The organism is Rhodoferax sp. GW821-FHT07F03, from assembly GCF_059418745.1.
On the sequence record NZ_JBWKQM010000017.1, the window covers coordinates 72654 to 89730 of the forward strand.

General features: G+C 64.2%; 11 protein-coding genes. 2 read left to right on the top strand and 9 right to left on the bottom strand.

Annotation, left to right across the window (positions count from 1 at the left end):
- Nucleotides 1–44 precede the first annotated feature (44 nt).
- Nucleotides 45–1259: a GGDEF domain-containing protein gene (locus AC07R0_RS23165; RefSeq protein ID WP_495106639.1), complete on the top strand. Its 1215-nt coding sequence runs from the start codon at nucleotides 45–47 to the stop codon at nucleotides 1257–1259.
- Here AC07R0_RS23165 and AC07R0_RS23170 read toward each other — a convergent pair.
- Genes AC07R0_RS23170 through AC07R0_RS23180 form a run of 3 tightly spaced genes read right to left on the bottom strand, consistent with a single transcriptional unit; the run spans nucleotide 1252 to nucleotide 10502 of the window.
- Nucleotides 1252–1848, bottom strand: coding sequence for a DUF1003 domain-containing protein (locus AC07R0_RS23170; protein WP_495106640.1), 597 nt, complete (start codon nucleotides 1846–1848; stop codon nucleotides 1252–1254). The genes AC07R0_RS23165 and AC07R0_RS23170 overlap by 8 nt on opposite strands.
- Nucleotides 1835–10255 (bottom strand): glycoside hydrolase family 94 protein, encoded by an 8421-nt coding sequence (locus AC07R0_RS23175; protein ID WP_495106641.1) that lies wholly within the window; start codon nucleotides 10253–10255, stop codon nucleotides 1835–1837. Before AC07R0_RS23175 ends, AC07R0_RS23170 begins: the two co-directional genes overlap by 14 nt.
- A gap of 4 nt (nucleotides 10256–10259) precedes the next feature.
- On the bottom strand, nucleotides 10260–10502 hold the full coding sequence (locus AC07R0_RS23180; RefSeq protein WP_495098651.1) for a hypothetical protein: 243 nt from the start codon (nucleotides 10500–10502) through the stop codon (nucleotides 10260–10262).
- A gap of 410 nt (nucleotides 10503–10912) precedes the next feature.
- Here AC07R0_RS23180 and AC07R0_RS23185 point away from each other — a divergent pair, with 410 nt between their 5' ends.
- The gene (locus AC07R0_RS23185) at nucleotides 10913–12889 is read left to right on the top strand and encodes an AsmA family protein (RefSeq protein ID WP_495106642.1); all 1977 of its coding nucleotides are present in this window, start codon (nucleotides 10913–10915) and stop codon (nucleotides 12887–12889) included.
- Between the two features lie 2 nt (nucleotides 12890–12891).
- Here the strand turns inward: AC07R0_RS23185 and AC07R0_RS23190 are convergent, their stop codons facing one another.
- The 6 genes from AC07R0_RS23190 to AC07R0_RS23215 all read right to left on the bottom strand — a co-directional run bounded on the left by AC07R0_RS23190 (nucleotide 12892) and on the right by AC07R0_RS23215 (nucleotide 17047).
- Entirely contained in the window at nucleotides 12892–13629 is a 738-nt protein-coding gene (locus AC07R0_RS23190; protein WP_495098653.1) for a Crp/Fnr family transcriptional regulator, read from the bottom strand.
- Between the two features lie 435 nt (nucleotides 13630–14064).
- Nucleotides 14065–14223 (bottom strand): DUF3309 family protein, encoded by a 159-nt coding sequence (locus tag AC07R0_RS23195; RefSeq protein ID WP_495098655.1) that lies wholly within the window; start codon nucleotides 14221–14223, stop codon nucleotides 14065–14067.
- Nucleotides 14224–14342: 119 nt separating this feature from the next.
- Nucleotides 14343–14759 carry a hypothetical protein gene (locus AC07R0_RS23200; RefSeq protein ID WP_495098656.1) on the bottom strand — a complete coding sequence of 139 codons (417 nt, stop codon included), beginning with the start codon at nucleotides 14757–14759 and terminating at the stop codon, nucleotides 14343–14345.
- A gap of 19 nt (nucleotides 14760–14778) precedes the next feature.
- Complete coding sequence (locus tag AC07R0_RS23205) at nucleotides 14779–15159, bottom strand: ElaB/YgaM/YqjD family protein (protein ID WP_495106643.1); 381 nt, start codon at nucleotides 15157–15159, stop codon at nucleotides 14779–14781.
- A gap of 69 nt (nucleotides 15160–15228) precedes the next feature.
- Nucleotides 15229–15393, bottom strand: coding sequence for a DUF1328 domain-containing protein (locus tag AC07R0_RS23210; protein WP_490591492.1), 165 nt, complete (start codon nucleotides 15391–15393; stop codon nucleotides 15229–15231).
- 298 nt (nucleotides 15394–15691) lie between these two features.
- The gene (locus tag AC07R0_RS23215; RefSeq protein ID WP_495106644.1) at nucleotides 15692–17047 is read right to left on the bottom strand and encodes a CHASE3 domain-containing protein; all 1356 of its coding nucleotides are present in this window, start codon (nucleotides 17045–17047) and stop codon (nucleotides 15692–15694) included.
- Nucleotides 17048–17077: the final 30 nt, after the last annotated feature.

Sequence of the window (17077 nt, forward strand, 5' to 3'; positions counted from 1 at the left end):
CGCGCTGCAGTGGCCCGGCTACATACCACTCTATTCGTAACGCGATGCAGTTAGACATACCCACTCTGCTGGTGCTGGCCACCGTCAACCTGTTTGTGCTGTCCCTGGCCTTGCTGGCCTTGATGGGCCGGCATACCACGCCGCCCACGCGCTGCGCGCAGATGGCGGTTGCGACGCATATGCTGGGCGGGGTGTTGGCGATTGCGGCGTCATACAGCTGGCAGACCGTATGGGGCACCTTGGCGATTGCCGTGTTCGGCTGCGGACAGTGGCTGCTGCACCGGGCGCTGGGCGGCTGGCTGGGGCACCGCGCACGGCTCAGCCCGACCCGCAGGCGGCCGCGCCGGCGTGGCCCACAAGACTGGCTGAGCTACCGTTGGGCCACCCGCTGCATGCTGGTGCTGGTGCTGGCCGTACCTGTGGGTTATGCCTTGGGCTGGGACAACCCGCGGTTCCAAATGGGCTGGTCGCACGTAGGCCTGGCGGCCATGCTGCTGGTGGTGGCGCGTGCCACCCTGTTCCCTCTGCGCGCTGCGGGGCGGGATTGGCGTTGGCTGCTGTGTGCCTGCCTGATGGGCATGGCGATGCTGTTGCTGGCGCGCGCGATGGCGGGCGAATTCCTGGCCGAGCAGGTGCTGCAGTTGTTTAACCTGTTGCTGGCACTGGCCGTGAATGTGGTGTCCTTGGTGGCTACTCTGGCCCTGTTGGCGGCCTGGCGAGACGAGGCCAAGGCCCGTCTGCGTAGTCTGGCCATGACCGACGGCCTGACCGGCCTGCTGAACCGCCGTGGCTGGCAGGAGCGCGCTGAAAGCATGTTCGCCAACGCCCAGCGCTACCAGCAGCCACTGACCCTGATGATGCTGGACATAGACCATTTCAAGCGCATCAACGACACCCATGGCCATGAGGTGGGCGACCTGGCCTTGAAGCTGTTTGCACGCCTGTTGCGTGAAAGCCGGCGCACCGGTGATTTGGTGGGCCGGCTGGGTGGTGAAGAGTTCTGCATCGTGCTGGCCAATACCCATAAATCTGCCAGCATCGGCTTTGAGCAGCGTCTGCGCAGCGTGCTGGTCCTGCGGGCCGAGCAGGAGCTTGGCTTTCCCCTGGACTTCAGCGGCGGCGTGGCCGTGCTGAAGGAAGGCGATGGCACGTTGACCGGTCTGCTGGCCCGGGCCGATGCCGCGCTCTACGAGGCCAAGCGCCAGGGTCGAGGTCGTGTGCTGCAGTCCGAGGGCGGGCTAGGACAAACGGTTATTTAGACCGAGGGGCGCTTGGTGGCGGGGCCAGGGCGGCGGCAGCTTCGGGGTTCTTCTCGATCAGGTGCGTCAGCAGCTCCAGTTGCTGCTTCTGGATGGCCAACAGCTCACCCCACTGGCCTTGGCGCAACAGGTCTATCTTTTCATGCAGTAGCATGATTTCCAGTTCAGCCTTCAGATTCACCTCGTAGTCGTGCTCGGCATGCAGACGGTCCTTCACGGCTTGCCGGTTTTGCGACATCAGGATGATCGGTGCCTGTATGGAGGCCAGCATGGACAGCACCAGGTTCAACAAGATGAACGGATAGGGGTCGAATACCGCGTTGTAGTGGGTCAACAGCAAGGTATTCATCACAACCCACACCACCAGCACTGCCCCAAATAGGCCAATGAAGGTCCAGGACCCGCCAAAGCGGGCCACTGCATCGGCCGCTCTTGCGCCTAGAGAGGCGTCTTCGTCCAGGTCGATGGCCGTGTTGCGGGCGATGTGCTTGTGTTCAGCGATGTGGCGTGCAACCTTTTCGGCTTGCAGGTCCTTGGCTTGGCTGGGCTGGCGGGGTCGCTTGGGGGAGGTAGAGTCAGGTATTTTCATGGGGTGCCTCCAGGGGAATGACAAAGCAGGGGGCTCCTGCCAGGGTGCTCCATGGCAGTGCCTCACCGGGTAGCAGCAAACGCGCATCCGCACGCCCCGCGCTGGCCAGCGCGGTATCCACTGGTGCGCGGACCAGGATGAAGCGCATCTCCAGCGTTTCCCGGCGCAGCAGCAGTTCGGCCCGGGGCCAGTGCGTGGGCAGGCAGGGCTGGAAGCACAGGCTATGGGGCCCTTGCTGCAGGCCGAAAATCGACTCGATTGCGGCGCGGTGCATCCAGGCGGCTGACCCGGTGTACCAGCTCCAGCCGCCACGCCCCACATAGGGCGCATGGGTGTAGACGTCACCGGCCATCACATAGGGCTCGATGCCATAGACGGCATTTTGTGCCGGCTTGCTTGCCCGGTGTGCCGGGTTCAGATAGCAGAAATAGCGGTAAGCGGTGTCTCCATCGGCGGCCTTGCCTTGGGCTTGCTGCGTGGCATAGGCTGCCTGGGCCATCACCGCCCACGCGCCAGCGTGGGAGTACTGCCCGCCGTTTTCACGCACACCCGGCGGGTAGGCCTGGATGTAGCCGGCGCTTGGCACCGCATGGGCCAGGGGCGGGTCCAGCAGGCGGACAAGCCCTGCTGCCGGGTCCACCAGATGCTCTTCCACCGCAGCTAGGGCCATGCGTTGCAGAGCGGGTGCGGCGGCGCCGGATAGTACCGCCCAGGCCTGGGCAATCAGGTCGATCTTCGCTTCGGGATTGGCGTCGGAGCCCAGGGGTTCGCCATTGTCGAAAAAGGCGCGTTTGAACCAGCGTCTGTCCCAGGCGGGGCCGCTGAGCGCCGTTTTCCAGCCCTCGGCAGCCTGTGTCCAGCGTTGGGCTCTGGCGCTGTCTCCGCGTTGGGCGGCAATCGGTGCGAAGCCTGCGACCACTTGGCACAGAAACCAGCCCAGCCATACCGATTCGCCCTGGCCCGCAATGCCGACGCGGTTCATGCCGTCGTTCCAGTCGCCACTGCCCATCAGTGGCAAACCGTGGATGCCCACGGCCAGACTGCGGTCGATGGTGCGTGCTGCATGCTCGTACACCGTGACACTGTCCTTGCCGATGGTGGGGGTGTAGTAGGCATCTTCCGCGCCTTCGGGGATGGCCGCGCCTTCCAGGAAGGGCAGGCTGTGTTCCAGCAGGCTGGTGTCGCCCGTGGCCCGCAGGTAGTGCAGGCAGGCATGGGGCAGCCACAGCAGGTCGTCCGAGAAATGGGTGCGCACGCCTGCACCGCCCGGGTTGTGCCACCAATGCTGCACGTCCCCCTGCGGGAACTGGCGCGCCGCGCACTCGATGATCTGCGCACGCAGCATCTTGGGTGCGGCCCAGGCCAGGGCCATGGCGTCCTGCAGCTGGTCGCGGAACCCGGTGGCGCCACCGGCCTGGTAGAAGGCGGCCTTGGCCCACATGCGACAGGCCACGGTCTGGTACAGCAGCCAGCGGTTCACCATGGCGTCGAACAGCGGGTCGGGTGTGCTTACCGTGGTGGTTCCCAGCAGGCGGTCCCAGTGCTGCTTGGCTTCTGCCAGGCGTTGCTGTGCCGGCAGGCCCGCGGCACTGGTGGCCAGCTGCTGCGCGGCTTCCGGGCTGTCCGCATAGCCCAGCAGGAATACCCGTTCGTCGGCCTCGCCCGCAGGCAGCTCGAGCATGCTGGCCATGGCGGCGCAGGGGTCCAGCCCGCCACCGCTGCGTTGGTTGAAATGGTCCGGTATGACCAGGCGGCCCCGGGCATCGAAGCATTCGCGCCGGTCGCAAGTCCAGTCGTCCGCATCTCCATCGGTACCAGCCAGGGCCAGGAAGGCGGTTCCGTTGCCAAAGCCGGCAGAACGCTCGGCTTGGGTGCACAGCAGGGCCGTCACACTCTGCGGTTGATCGGCCAAAGGAATATGCGCGTGCAGCGTGTGGGTACTGCTGCGGTCGCTGCGGTTGGCACCCATCATCCATTCCGCCACGCCTATCACACGCAGCTGGGCGGTGCGCAGGCCCCGGTTGCGGATATGCAACCGTATCTGCTTGACCGAGCTGTGGATGTCCACGCACCAGCTGGTGGTTACATCGATATCGCCGTGGCGGTGTCGGATGCTGCTGTGGCCTTGCCCGTGGGAGATCTGGTAACCGACATCGGCTCCGCCGCAGCCGTGCGGGGCCACATTCCAGATTTCCTGGGTCTTGCAGTCCTGCAACAGAAACCATTCTGCGGGCGGATCGGCCACCGGGTCGTTGGACCAGGCAGTGAGCTGGTTCATACGGCTATTGCGTGCCCAGGTGGTGCCGCCTCCGGCTTCTGTCAGTTGGCAGCCAAATGCCGGGTTGGCCAGCAGATTGGTCCAGGGTCTTATCGGACGCTTTTGGGGGCTGACATCGAAGTGAAAATCTCCAGAGTCCGCATCGAAGCGACCTGTGGGGGCTGCCGGCATGGTGCCCGGGCTGGTGGTGACCGGAATGGCCACGGTGGCGGTGTTTTGCCTGTCCTCCAGCGCAGTCTCATGCAGTGCCGCCCAGGCCTGCACATGGTGTACCAGGGGGCGGCCATCGGCGCGCAAATGCAGGCGGGCCAGCGCATGCAAGGTGTTGAGTTCGTCGGCCGAGAGTTCTTCCGAACGCAGCAGGTAAAAACCAGTGGGGGTGGATTCTGCGCTGCTGTCGGCCAGGTGGCGGTCACGCAGCATGCCGATCTCGCGGTGCAGCTCCATCTGGTAGGACGCGGGCTCGGTATTCACCACCACCAGGTCACATCCCAGGCCGCCCCAGGACCAGACCCGCAAGGCCTGGGCCAGTGCCCGTAGCAGGCCCAGGCCTTCCGCGGCGCCGGCGGTGACTAGCAGGATCGGCCGGTCGCCCGAAATGTCCAGGCGCCACAGCAGGCGCTTGTCGCATACGCCCAGGCTGGGTGCCCGGGTGGTGCTGCGCCCCATGCGTGTCAGGTTGAGCAGCAGCGGGGTGGTCATGGTCTGGATCGCGGCCAGGTTGTCAGGCGACAGACCCAGCATGCGCAGGCGGATGCCGGTCAGGGTGTCCGACATCAGCGAAGCCCGTTGCACATTGCTGTGCTGGCGGTATTTGTCTATCACCGCCCCCAGGGTGGCTCCTGAGTCCGAGGCGGCGGTGGCAAAGGTGATGCGCGCCTTGCCCTGCGGGGTGATACGCAGGCGCACAGCTAGCGCGCTGACCGGGTCCAGCCCGGTGTGCAGCGGGCCGGAGGCCGTGGGTCGCGCGTCCATGGCTGCACGGGGTTGGCTGGCGTCCTGGTTACGGCCCCGCCACTGCTGCCGGTCGGTCTGGATGCGTATGCCAATTACCTGGGGATCGGTATCGACCAGAAAGTGGGCCGCCTGCAGCGCCTGCTCCGTGGGCAGGCGTGGTGTGCGCTGGAACAGCAGCGCCTGGTCTTCGTCTTCCCATTGCGCCTGTACGAACAGGTTGGCGAATGCGGGGTGGGCTTCGTCTGCGCGAGCATCACTCAAGGTGACTTCGAAGGCCGACAGCAGCTCGATCTCCAGCGGACGTTCGCCCAGGTTGCGCACTTCCACCTGGCGGAATTCGATGTCGTCCTCGGGGCTGACCCATACTGTGGTGTGGGTCTGCAGTCCGGGCCAGCTGGCGTCGAAGCAGACCCGGTCGGCGTGGAAGGTGCTTTGGTAGTGCGCTGCCGGGTCGGGCGCTGGATGCTGGGTGATGGACACCGGCTGGGCTTGCCCGCTCCAGCGCAGGTAGAAGAAATGGCCAAAGGCGTCACGCAGCGCGTCGTCGCGCCAGCGGGTGATGCCGGTGGTGCGCCAGCGGCTCCAGCCCGCGCCATTCGCCCGTAGTGCCACGTGGTAGTGCCCGTTGGATAGCAAGTGGGTGGGCTCCAGTGCCGTGGCACCGGGTATGAGTTCGCGCAGCAGGTTGGGGTGGCGATTCTGCATGTCCGTTGCGGCAGGGCGTGCGGGCGGGGTATGCAGCAGTGCTACTTCGCGCGGCGGGCTTTCGTGCAGCAGAGAGGCGACGGCTTCGATATGCACATTCGCCATGCCCCAGCGTTGCGCCGGACCGTCCAGCAGTACATTGGCCAGGGCCACGATTGTCATGCCCTGGTGGTGGGCCATGAAGGTTGCCACGGGGGCGAACACTGCATTGTCAGACTGCCGTTCTGGCGTGTAGTCAAGTGCCTCGATAAAACCATAGCGGCCGCTCGCCTTGATTGTGTCGAGTGCTTTTAAATTGATAGCAGATCGGTGGGGTGAAATCTGTGCAGCCAAGGCGCTGGCATAGGGTGCGATGACCAGCTCGTCGGGTGGCGTGCGGCGCAGCGCCAAGCGTGGCACGCCCTGCGGTGCGTACTGGTAGGCCAGGGTGTAGTCGCGTCCGGCATAGGCCGACTCGGAGATGCCCCAGGGCACTTTGCGGCTCTTGGCGAAGGCGATTTGCTCGTGCAGCGCGCCGTGGCAGGCCTCTTGCAGCACACTGCCCGGGGGCTCGTTCAGCACCAGGGTGGGCATTAGGTACTCGAACATGGAGCCGGACCAGGAACGCAGACAGGTGTCCGTGCCCACGGCGAAGAACGGCCGGCCCAGCGAGGCCCAGTGGCGCACCGGCACATCGCCCTTGGCAATGGCCAACAGGCTGGTCAACCGGGATTCGGACGCCAGTAGATCGTAGAAGCCGGCGTCCAGCTGCTGCTCGGCGACCCGGTAGCCGATGTGCAGCAAATGCCGCCTGCGGTGGTACAGAAAGCGGTAGTCCGGCGCCCAGGCCAGCGCCTCGAAGGCCAGTGCCAGCGCCTGCAGACGTTGGGCTACAGGGTGGCTGCTGGCTTCGGCCTGTGTGTCCCGTGCGGCCGACATGCGTGCAGCCCGGTGGTCGGCCAACTGCCATTGCAGCTGTTGGCGCAGCGCCGGTGACAGGGTGGTGCGTGCGGTCAGCAAGGGCATCAGGCGCTGGCGCAATTGCTGCAGGGCGGCCTGAGCCGCACTGGCGTCGTAGGGGGCGGTTGCCAGTTCCTGGCAGGCTTGGGCGACTGCCAGCAGATGGCCGCTCAGGTTGCCGCTGTCCACGGTGGAGATATAGGTTGGCAGCAGGGCCGCGCAGCTTTGCGTGTCGTACCAGTTCAGGAAGTGGCCGCGGTGGCGTGGCAGGCGTTGCAGGGTGGCCAGCGTGGCCTCCATGCGCTCCAGCAGGTCCTGGGTGCCGATCCAGCCGAACTGGCGTGCGCAGGCCACGCTGAGCAGGTACAGGCCGATGTTGGTGGGCGAGGTGCGGTGGGCCACCATGTCGTGGGGTAGTACTTGCAGATTGTCCGGTGGCAGGAAGTTGTCCTCCGGCCCGACACAGCGCTCGAAGAAGCGCCAGGTGGCGCGCGCGGTGCTTTCCAGAATGGCACGGTCTTTGGTGGGCAGCACCGCATCGCGGCGTGGCGGGTGTGGCGTGCTGGCCCACCAGGTCCATATTGGGGAGGCCGCCCAGAGTGCGCACAGGCACAGGCTCAACACCGGATAAGGCGTGCCAATGGCTACCAGTGCACCGGCCAGCAACGCGGCCAATGCGGGGACGCGCCAGTGGGTGCGCAGCAAGCCCGGCAGATCGGTACTGGCCAGTGACTGTGCGGTGGCGGCCGTGGTCCATTGCAATAAATGGCGGCGGCTGAAGACCATGCGGTATAGCGCCCGCGCGATGGCGTCCAGATTCAGCATGGCTTGCGCCAGCAGTTGGGCCAGATGCCACAGCCCACCCCAGCAGGCGCGCGCCAGGTCCGCGCCGGCATGGCGGTAAAAGTGTTGTTTGGCCAGGTCATCACGGCTGGGCGATAGCCCGGCAATGGCTCCCATCAGCGGGCCAGCAGCAAACGCAGCGATGACCAGTGTCAGCGTCCACCCGGGCGGTATGCTGCCGGTGGCCAGGGCCAGCAGCAGCAGGCCCAGCGACATGGGAGCCACCAGCGAACGGCGCAGGTTGTCGAACATCTTCCACAGGTGGATGGGGCGCAGGTGGAACTGCCGTGGCCGCAGCAGAAACGGCAGCAGTTGCCAGTCGCCCCGCATCCAGCGGTGCACGCGGGAGGCGGCCACGTCGGCGTGGAAGGGTGCGTCTTCGATCAGCGTGATATCGCTGACGGTCGCGCAGCGCACCATCGAGCCTTCGAGCAGGTCGTGGCTGAGCACGGCGCCCTCGGGCAGGCGACGGGCCAGCACGGCATGCAGGGCGCGCACCACCAGCAGGCCTTTGCCGGTGAACGTGCCTTCGGCAAACACATCCTGGTAGATCTCGGACGAGGCCGCGCTGTAGGGGTCGATGCCGCATTGCCCGGCAAACAGCCAGTGGTAGAGCGTGAAGTCCTTGGTGGCGGGCAGCGGCGTGGACACCCGCGGCTGCAAGATGCCATAGCCACTGGCGATACGCCGGCCGGTGGTATCCAGCTGCGGCTGGTTGTAGGGGTGGGCGGCCACGCCGACCAGGTCGCGCAGGCGGCCCGGGGGGAGCTGGGTGTCGCTGTCCAACGTGAGGATGTAGGGTGTATCGGCTGCAATGCGCGATGCCTCGCCCCATTCGATGAAGGCCTGGCGCTCGCCAGTGGCCATAGCTTCCACCAGCAACTCCAGCTTGCCGCGTTTGCGTTCCCAGCCTATCCAGCGTTGCTCGGTTTCACTGAAGCTGCGTTCCCGGTGCAGAAGAATGAAGCGGGGTGCCTCTCCCGCTGTGACGGGGTAGCGCAGGTTGAGCATGGCCAGCTGCTCTATTGCCAGCTGTACCAATGCGTTGTCGGACGGCAGGTGTTCGGCGTCTGCATCGGCGTAGTCGCTTAACAACGCGAACTGCGCCTGGGCTTCCGGGTTGGCGATATGGTGCAAATGCAGCCTGCGTACCAGGGCCATCACGGAGGCGGCATCGGTCAGCAGTGCCGGGATGACCACCAACACGCGGTGCTCTGCTGGAATTCCGTCCACCAGGCCCATGCGCGGTAGCGGCCTGGGGTGCGCGGACTCGCTGACCAGGCGGTTGATGACCGCCACGATGGCCTCGGACGCAGGCCAGACCATCAATGCGGCTGCCAGCCACATCCAGCCACCAATGTTGTGGGTGCTGAGCGCGGCAACATGCGGCCGTTGCAGTAGCCAGGCTACGACGCCGGCACTGCCTAGCAGCAGCGACAGCAGATATACCGGCAAGGCCGAGCGCTGCCGCAGCTTGCGCCAGAGTTCCGAGGCCTGCTCCTGCAGGCCCAGGCCCAGAGCTTGGGACAGTGTGGGGCGGCCAGCACCACGCATCCAGTAGCTGGCGACCGTGCTGGTGGCGTGCGGGTCGGCTGACTTGCGCATCAGGCCCAGCAGGGTTTGGGCCACGGCAGCTTCACTGCGGCCGCTGCGCCGTGCCAGGCGCTCGATGCCGTGCAGTGTCTGGTCGCGCGTGCTGGTGTGCTCGGCTTCGAAGGCGGCAGAAGTCAGCATGATTTGCATCAGCACGCTGGCCTGGGCGATGATGTCCGGCCAGTCGGCATCGCCAATCGCACGCAATGACTTGACGGCGTTGCTGACACTCAGGTTGTCGGCGGCCTGGTCGGCATTGTGCTGGGTGTGGGCCGCTGCGGCATCCGGCAGCGCATGCTCCAGCCAGCTGGTGCACGCCCCGTCGTCACTGCCTTGGCGCTCCTGTATGCGCAGTGCCATCTGGGCCAGAAATACGCGGCCAACACCCCGTTGGTTCAGCAAGTGCAGCAAGCTGTCCAGGGTCTGCGGGGTGTAGCGCTCGAGCTTGTCGCAGCACAGATTGGCCACTTCACGTGCTGCCTTGTTGGTGGCAACGCGCTCGGCCAGACGGCGCAGGTTTTCCACCAGCACCACACGCAAGGTGGTGGGCAGGGCCCAGATTTCGGCCAGATACAGTTCGCGGCTCTCCTGGTAGGCAGTGAGGTACTGCTGCAGCAGGGCTTCATTGAATGCCCCATCGGTGTGGGCAACGAAGGCCCAGGCCACGCCGTAGATCCGCGGCAGGCCCGCCAGCGGCTCATCTTCCAGAATGGGCAGCGTGCGGAAGTAGCTGCGCGGCAGACCCGTGCGGATTTCTTCTAGCTGGGCCTCGATCAGGTGAAAGTTGTCCAGCAGCCACTCGGCAGCGGGACTGATGTCATACCCCGTGGCGGCCTGTGCGCCGATGTAGCGGTGGGCTTCCTGCAGCGTGTGGATGTTGTCGCGCAGGCGGGGGAAGAAATTGCCGGCCCGCAGGCTGGGTCGGCTGGCGCGGTGGGTGGCACCCAGGCTGTGGCCGTGCTGCGCGAAGCGCTGCAGACCGAAGATTTCCGAGCGGATGGGAGCCAGCACCGGCCCACGCGCCTTGTCCAGCATCTGGCACACCCCCGATGGTGCATCGGGTACCAGTTGCTGCAGCTCTGCGATAGACATGGCGTTACAAGGCCAGCAAACAGCCACCCATCAGCAGTGTCACGATGAACAGGGTCGTCACAAAACGTGCGGCTACGAAGCCGTGGAGTCTCTCCGCGCAGTACTGCAGCACAGACAGGCCGCCTGGTGCCGCTCGGCAATGGTCCAGGTGCTCGCCCAGGGCGGCGAGTTCCATGGGGGAGGTATCTGCTGTGGCACCAAAAGAAGATGTGCTCCAGCGCGAGGTAAGAATGGTCTGGCAGCTCATGGGCGTTCCTTATGCCAAGCGCTCGGCCCTTCGGGGCACGTGTGGCGCATGTGCTTCAGGGGGAACGCCTTGGCGGGCCCGCGGTGCGGGCCACGTGTAACCAAGCGGCAACCTCAATGTAGGCCGCTTGAGGGCGGCTGTATGTCGGAGAGCAGGCTGTGTCTTGTAAGACAACACGCGGTGTATGTCCATGTTGCCTGTGTGGAGGCCAGTGCGATGCTGCCGTGTTCGGTACCACCTATACACTGGGGTGCAGCCGAATTTTCTTCACGCATCTCTGTTTTTGTTTCATGGAAAAGGTTGTTACACGCATGCCCACTAGCGCTCCTTCTGAACCTTCGGCGCGTCCTGCGGTCTCGCGTAAGGCGTTTTTTCCTTGGCGGCTATGGTCTGCTGCGATCGTTTGCGCATTGTTGGCGGGCGTTGCGCTGGGCGAATGGTGGGGTTGGCCGTTTCTTGCGGCGCCACTGCAGCGGATGCTGGGGGACTCCATGCAGCGGCGCGTGGTGCTTGCTCCACAGGGCTTTCAGATCCGATTCGTGGGAGGGCTGCGGCTGCAGACCCCCTTGCTGGAGGTGGCCGCGCCCGACTGGAGTAAGAAGCCGCATATGCTGTTGGCGCAGGATGTGGCCCTGGAGCTGCGCTACCTGGACCTATGGCGCACCTACCAGGGCCAGCCTCTGCGTATCCACAGCTTGCAGGCGCGCACGTTGGACAGTGATCTGGAGCGTCTGGCCGATGGCCGGGCCAGCTGGCAATTCGGACCGGACCATCCAGCTGAGCCGTCCAAATCGTCGGCTCAGTTGCCCTTGTTCGGCCATCTGCAGGTAGACCAGGGCGCCGTGCGAGTCAACGATGTACCTTTGGGGCTGGCGTTGACTGCCCAGCTTTCTCTGGCTCCAGGCCAGGCTGCGCAAGCGGATGGACCGGCGGCCAGCGTGCTGCAACTGCAGGGCAACGGCCGCTACCGCAATTTGCCCCTGAAGTTGGAGGTGCAGTCCTCGGGGGTGTTGCCGTCCGAGCTGGGCGCTGCGCCCACGTTGCCGGTCAGCTTGGTGCTGGACCTCAGCGTGGGTCGCGCCAAGATCCATTTCAAGGGCCGAGCAGCCGATGCGCTGCAACCTCGCGACTTCCAGGGAAGCTTCAACGTCCAGGGCCCTTCGCTGGCCGCCGTGGGCGACCCGTTAGGCGTGACGCTGCCGACCACATCGGCGTTCCGTACCACCGGCGCCATCGCCCGCAAGGGGCCAACCTGGAGTGTGGTGGTGAGCGATGCCACCGTAGGCTCCAGCAGCCTGAATGGCGCTTTTACCTATGAGACTGCCCGCCCTGTGCCGCTGCTGGCCGGTCGCCTGGGCGGTAAACGTCTGCAGTTGGCCGACCTGGGCCCGGTGGTCGGGACCACGCCGGCCACCATGGCAGCCAGCGAGGATGCCAGTGTGTCCGTACCGGCAACACGCGCCAAGGGCCGTGTGTTGCCGAACCGCCCGTTCGACCTGGCGGCCATGCGGGTCATGGATGCGAATGTGCTGATCGACATTCAACAGGTGGACCTGAATTCCCGCCTGCTGCAGCCACTGCAGCCGCTGAGTGGTCATTTGCAGCTTCAGGCCGGCTTGCTGACTTTGCAGAACATGGTGGCGCGTACCGCCCAGGGCCAGGTGCAGGGGGATCTTTCACTGGACGGGCGGGCGGATGAGGCTCTTTGGAAGACCGATCTGCATTGGAGCGGCGTGCAGCTAGACCACTGGCTGCGCCAGACGCGCGACAAGGGGCAGCCCCCCTACATCAGCGGCCAGCTGCAGGGCCAGGCCCAATTGCAAGGCAAGGGGCGCTCCACCGCCGAGATTTTGGCCAGCTTGCAGGGGCAGTTGCGCATGGACTTGCGCAATGGCGCGGTGTCGCACCTGGGAGTGGAGTTGCTGGGGCTGGACCTGGCGCGCAGCCTGGGGGTCTGGATCAAGGGGGACGATGCACTGCCCGTGTCTTGTGCGGTGGCGGACTTGGCCGCCGCGGGCGGCGTGTTCCGCCCCAAGGTGATGGTGGTGGATACCGACAATTCCACCGTGTGGACGGAGGGCTCACTCTCCCTGGCCAGCGAGACCATGGATCTGCGCCTGGTGGTCAGCCCCAAGGACTTCAGCCCACTGGCCCTGCGCACGCCCATCCGGGTAAGTGGCAGCTTCAGCCAGCCCGATGTATCGCTGGAAAAAGGCCCCTTGGGCCTGAAGGCCGCCGGGGCCGTGCTGCTGGGACTGATCAACCCATTTGCGGCCTTGATCCCCTTGATGGACTTGGGTGACAGCGACAAGGCCCAGCAGGGGGCAGCCGGTTGCCAGGGCTTGCGCCAGCGCGCTGCGGCACTGGCGAAGAAGCCGGTGAAATAGGGTTACACCAGTGGCCTGGGGGGCGGTTTGCCGTCGCCATATAGATCGGCTAGCCGGGTCAGGGCCTTGACGTCGCGCAGGTACAGGCGCCCGTTGTCGATGCGGTGCAGGCCGCGTTTTTCCAGCTTGCGCAGGGTCTTGTTGGTATGTACCAGCGACAGGCCGAGCCCGTCGGCCACATGCTGCTGCGTCAGGGGGAATAGCACGCCGCTCGCGCCACCATCGGGCTGCAAGGCGGCGGCCCGCTTGAACAGCAGTATCAGCAGCATGGCGATGCGCTCTTCGGCGCTGCGCCGCCCGACCGACAGCAGGGTGTCGTCCACCAGCGATTCTTCGTGGGCCGTTAGCCAGGTGATGTTGAAGCCCATGGTGGGCGAGCGTCGGTGTAGTTCCCAGAGCGCATCGCGCTGGAACACGCATAGTGAGGTGTCGGTCAGTGTCTGCACACCGTGGGCCGATGCGTCGCCCATCTTCTGCTGCACGCCCACAAAGTCACCGGCCAGCAGAAAGGACAGGATCTGGCGCCGCCCATCACTCAAGGTTTTGAAGCGAAAGGCCCAACCCGTCAGCAAGGTGTATAGCGGTGCATCGGTCTGGCCTTCATGGATCAGCGTTTCACCCGCGGCCAGCTGAACCTCGCGCCGCTTCAGGGACTGCACCAGGTCTAGCTCATCCCCGCTATGGGCAATGAACAAAGGAAGCTGCCGCAAAGGGCAGGCGCTGCAACGGGTTTCACTCATGGGGGTCTCGTGGTCGGCATGTTTGGCGCGCGGTTATGTCTTATGACATATGGCTTGCGCAGCAGCACACCTACATTGCAGTTTTGGTCTTCTATTCCGCTTACATGCAAGTATCTTACTCACCAGATAACGCGCCCCAGCTTGCGCCAGAAGCGGTTGTGTCCGCAGAGGACTGGGATGTCTTGTTTTGTGCCGTACTGGAGCAGCTATGTACCGCGGTCGCCTCGGAGCGTGTCGATGCGTCGGTGCGTGCGTGTGTGTATGAGTGTGTGGAAGCGTTGAAACTGCTGCAGCACACCTTGCCGGGTACGCGTACAGGCCGTTCCCCGTAGCCATTGGCCACGGGAAACGCGGCTTCTTCTGCGCGCTACTGAACGAACGCTAGCAGCTGCAAATACAGTCGTTGATCATTCGTTGCCGCTGTTTCGCAAGACGCTACAGCCGACCGGTTAACAGCAGCACGATCAGCACGATCAGCACCAAGCCCAGCCCACCGCTGGGACCATAGCCCCAGCCTGAACTATGCGGCCAAGTGGGCAAAACGCCAACCAGCATCAGAATCACAACGATCAATAAAATGGTGCCTAGGCCCATGGTCATCTCCTGGTAAAAACAAGTGGGGTCGGTACAAACCTAGAGCAGAGCCTGGCTTCCCCGTCATCCGGATTTGTGGCGTTGCTACGCCAGGATGGTGGGCTTGGTGAGGCTGATACTCAGGGCTTGCCGGTAGAAGATGCGGGTGCCATGATTTCCACCTCGTGCATTTCACGCAGAATGCCGCCGCCGGCTACGCTGCCAGAGGCCGTTCCCTGGCCTTCGATGCGAGCCCGGCAGGCAGCCTTATCGGCACCATTCAGGGCTTCGCAGCGCTGCAAGGCATTGGCTTGAAGATCGGCCTGCGCGGCGGTGCTCAGGCTTTGCTTCGGGACCGCATGGGCACTGCGTGCCTCGGTCAGGCAGGTTGCCTTGTCTTGCTGGGTTTTCCCGTTGTTGCAAGCCAAGACCTCCTGTTTGTAGTCTCCCGAAGCATCTATGCTCACCTGCGCGGTGGCCGCCGTCACCGCCATCAGTGTGGCTGCGCCAAAGTAGATGTAGCTGCTAAGGATGGGGCGGGAGTTGGTGGTGCGCATGGTGTGCTCCGGCATGTGCTTAGTTGCGCTGACTGGAGCGGCGCGCCAGACCGGCAAAGACGGTCAGCAGGGCACCTGCGGCTACTGCGATGGCAACCGACTTGACCGGCTGCTCCCTGATGTAGTCGATGGTGTGGTCGGTGGCTCGGCGTGCTTGGACGCGCAATTTCTCCGAGCTGTCATGCAATGCTGCCGAGCTGGATTGCAGCAGGGCGCTGGCCTTGGCCGCAGCACGGTCGAAGGCTTGGGTGCTATGGCCGTGCAGGTCGTCCACGGTGTCGGCTACGCCATCCAGGGCGCGGTTGGCAGCGCGTCGAGTGGATTGGATTGCTTTTTCTGCGGACATTGCCGCTTCGTCGGCCAGGGTGCTGGTGTGGTCGGAGAGTTTGTTGTTAAACATGGGTTTTCCTTTGCAGAGTAGATAAAACGTTGTGGTTGTCTTGGACGACTGTGTGCGACGTATGAGCGCTTAGCCCGACTTGATCAGGCTGAACAAGAAGCTGGCGACTGCCATGACGGCAAAGACGACGAACAAAATCTTGGCAATGCCCACGGCACTGGCAGCGATGCCGGTGAAGCCGAACAGGGCTGCAATCAAGGCAATAACAAAGAAGACAACGGCGTAATGCAACATGGCTTGGTTCCTGGCAATGGGGTGTTAAGGCCCCGGGTTTCAAGGTTGTCGCAGCCTGTCACGTTGCGATGCCTTGAGTGTGAACCTGGGGGCGTTTGCGGCCCATAGGCGGCGTTGCCGCAGCCATGTCGGGAGAGGGCGGTTGCCCGCGTAGGACGTTGCTGACAGGGTGGGGGCTCCCCCCCCAGGCCGCACGCTGCGCGTTTTTGCATTCCTCTTGCAGAGGGCGAACCTGGAGGCCGGGCAAAGCCGGTTCCACGGGTTCCTGGACTGAAAGCTGTTGTGCCTTGAGCGGGTTCTAAGTCGCCAGGACTTTCGACTCGGGCAGCGTGACGTGGATGCGCGTGCCCAGGCCCGGGGCGGAGCTCAGCGTCAGCACGCCGCCTTCGGCCTCCACCCGGAAGCGCATGCCCATCAGTCCGTAGGCGGAGATGGGTTTGATGCTGGTGTCGAAGCCCACGCCATCGTCGCGTACCGAAATCTCTACCCGGCCTTGCCAGGCGGTGAGGGAGATCCAGATGTTCTTGGCGTTGGCGTATTTGGTGATGTTGGTGATGGCCTCCTGCACCAAGCGGTAGACCACCAGCTCGGCGGACTTGGTCAGTTGCACGGCATCCAGCGTGCAGTGCACCGCCACGTCGGAGTGCTCGGCAAACTCCTTGGTCAGAATGTCCAGAGTGGCCACCAGGCCCAAGTTGCTCAGGGCAGACGGGCGCAGGTCTTCGATGATGCGCCGGCCCAGTGAGATGCAGCTGTTGATGGTGGATACCAGGTGGGCCAGCAGGTCCAGTGCTTCTGGCGAGGTGACGCTGATGCGCGACTTGATACGGGCTGCATCCAGCTTGGCCGAGGTCAGCAGCGAGCCCAGGTCGTCGTGCAGATTGCGCGCCAGCCGGTTGCGCTCGTCTTCACGGGCACTTTGCAAGTGGTGGGTCAGCTCGGTGAGTTGCGCTGTGCGCTGCACCACTTCGACCTCCAGCCGGTCGCGCTCTACCTGCACCATGCGCCGCAACTCTTGCTGCTGTCGGCTGAATAGGAAGATCTGGCGCAGGTACATGAACAGGGCCCCCAGGCTGAGCAGCGTCAGCGCGGCCACCCCCAGACGGTTGAACATCAGCGTGGTGTAGATGCTTTTACGGCTTTGCGTGATGTTGTTCAGCTCGTAGTCTTGCAGCTTTGCGCAGAGCAGGCGGAATGCATCCATCTGCTCTTTGCCAATGCCGCTCAGCATCACCTCTTTGACCGATTCCAGCTTGTCGGTCTCATACAGATGCATGGTCAACGACAGCTCGGACAGCTTGGTTTCCGAGACCGCATGCAGCTGGGCCATCAGCGCCTCGGGCGTAGCGTTGTCGCGGTAATACTGGTCCAGGAAATCAAACGAGGTTTTGATTTTCTTTAGTGCGCTGTTGTAAGGCGCCAGGTACTCCTTGCGCCCTGTCAACAGGTAGCCGCGTTGCCCGGTTTCTGCATCCACCAGGCTTTGAGACAGGATCTGGATGTTTGTCCGTGCCAGCGACATGGTTGTCAGCGTGTCCAGGCGGTCCACTGACTGGAAGTAGGAACCCTCACTGATCAACACCATGGACAGGGCCACGGAGCAAGCCAGCGCAAACACGATGCGGTTGCGTTTGACTACTGTGAGGAATCTCATCTCCATCCTTTTGTCGAAAATGTGGGATCA

Excerpts from the sequence above, each read along its gene's own strand:
- AC07R0_RS23200 (WP_495098656.1), bottom strand. The coding sequence starts at position 14,759 with ATGCGCACCACCAACTCCCGCCCCATCCTTAGCAGCTACATCTACTTT.
- AC07R0_RS23215 (WP_495106644.1), bottom strand. The coding sequence starts at position 17,047 with ATGAGATTCCTCACAGTAGTCAAACGCAACCGCATCGTGTTTGCGCTG.
- AC07R0_RS23195 (WP_495098655.1), bottom strand. The coding sequence starts at position 14,223 with ATGGGCCTAGGCACCATTTTATTGATCGTTGTGATTCTGATGCTGGTT.
- AC07R0_RS23165 (WP_495106639.1), top strand. The coding sequence starts at position 45 with ATGCAGTTAGACATACCCACTCTGCTGGTGCTGGCCACCGTCAACCTG.
- AC07R0_RS23190 (WP_495098653.1), bottom strand. The coding sequence starts at position 13,629 with ATGAGTGAAACCCGTTGCAGCGCCTGCCCTTTGCGGCAGCTTCCTTTG.
- AC07R0_RS23180 (WP_495098651.1), bottom strand. The coding sequence starts at position 10,502 with ATGAGCTGCCAGACCATTCTTACCTCGCGCTGGAGCACATCTTCTTTT.
- AC07R0_RS23170 (WP_495106640.1), bottom strand. The coding sequence starts at position 1,848 with ATGAAAATACCTGACTCTACCTCCCCCAAGCGACCCCGCCAGCCCAGC.
- AC07R0_RS23205 (WP_495106643.1), bottom strand. The coding sequence starts at position 15,159 with ATGTTTAACAACAAACTCTCCGACCACACCAGCACCCTGGCCGACGAA.
- AC07R0_RS23175 (WP_495106641.1), bottom strand. The coding sequence starts at position 10,255 with ATGTCTATCGCAGAGCTGCAGCAACTGGTACCCGATGCACCATCGGGG.
- AC07R0_RS23210 (WP_490591492.1), bottom strand. The coding sequence starts at position 15,393 with ATGTTGCATTACGCCGTTGTCTTCTTTGTTATTGCCTTGATTGCAGCC.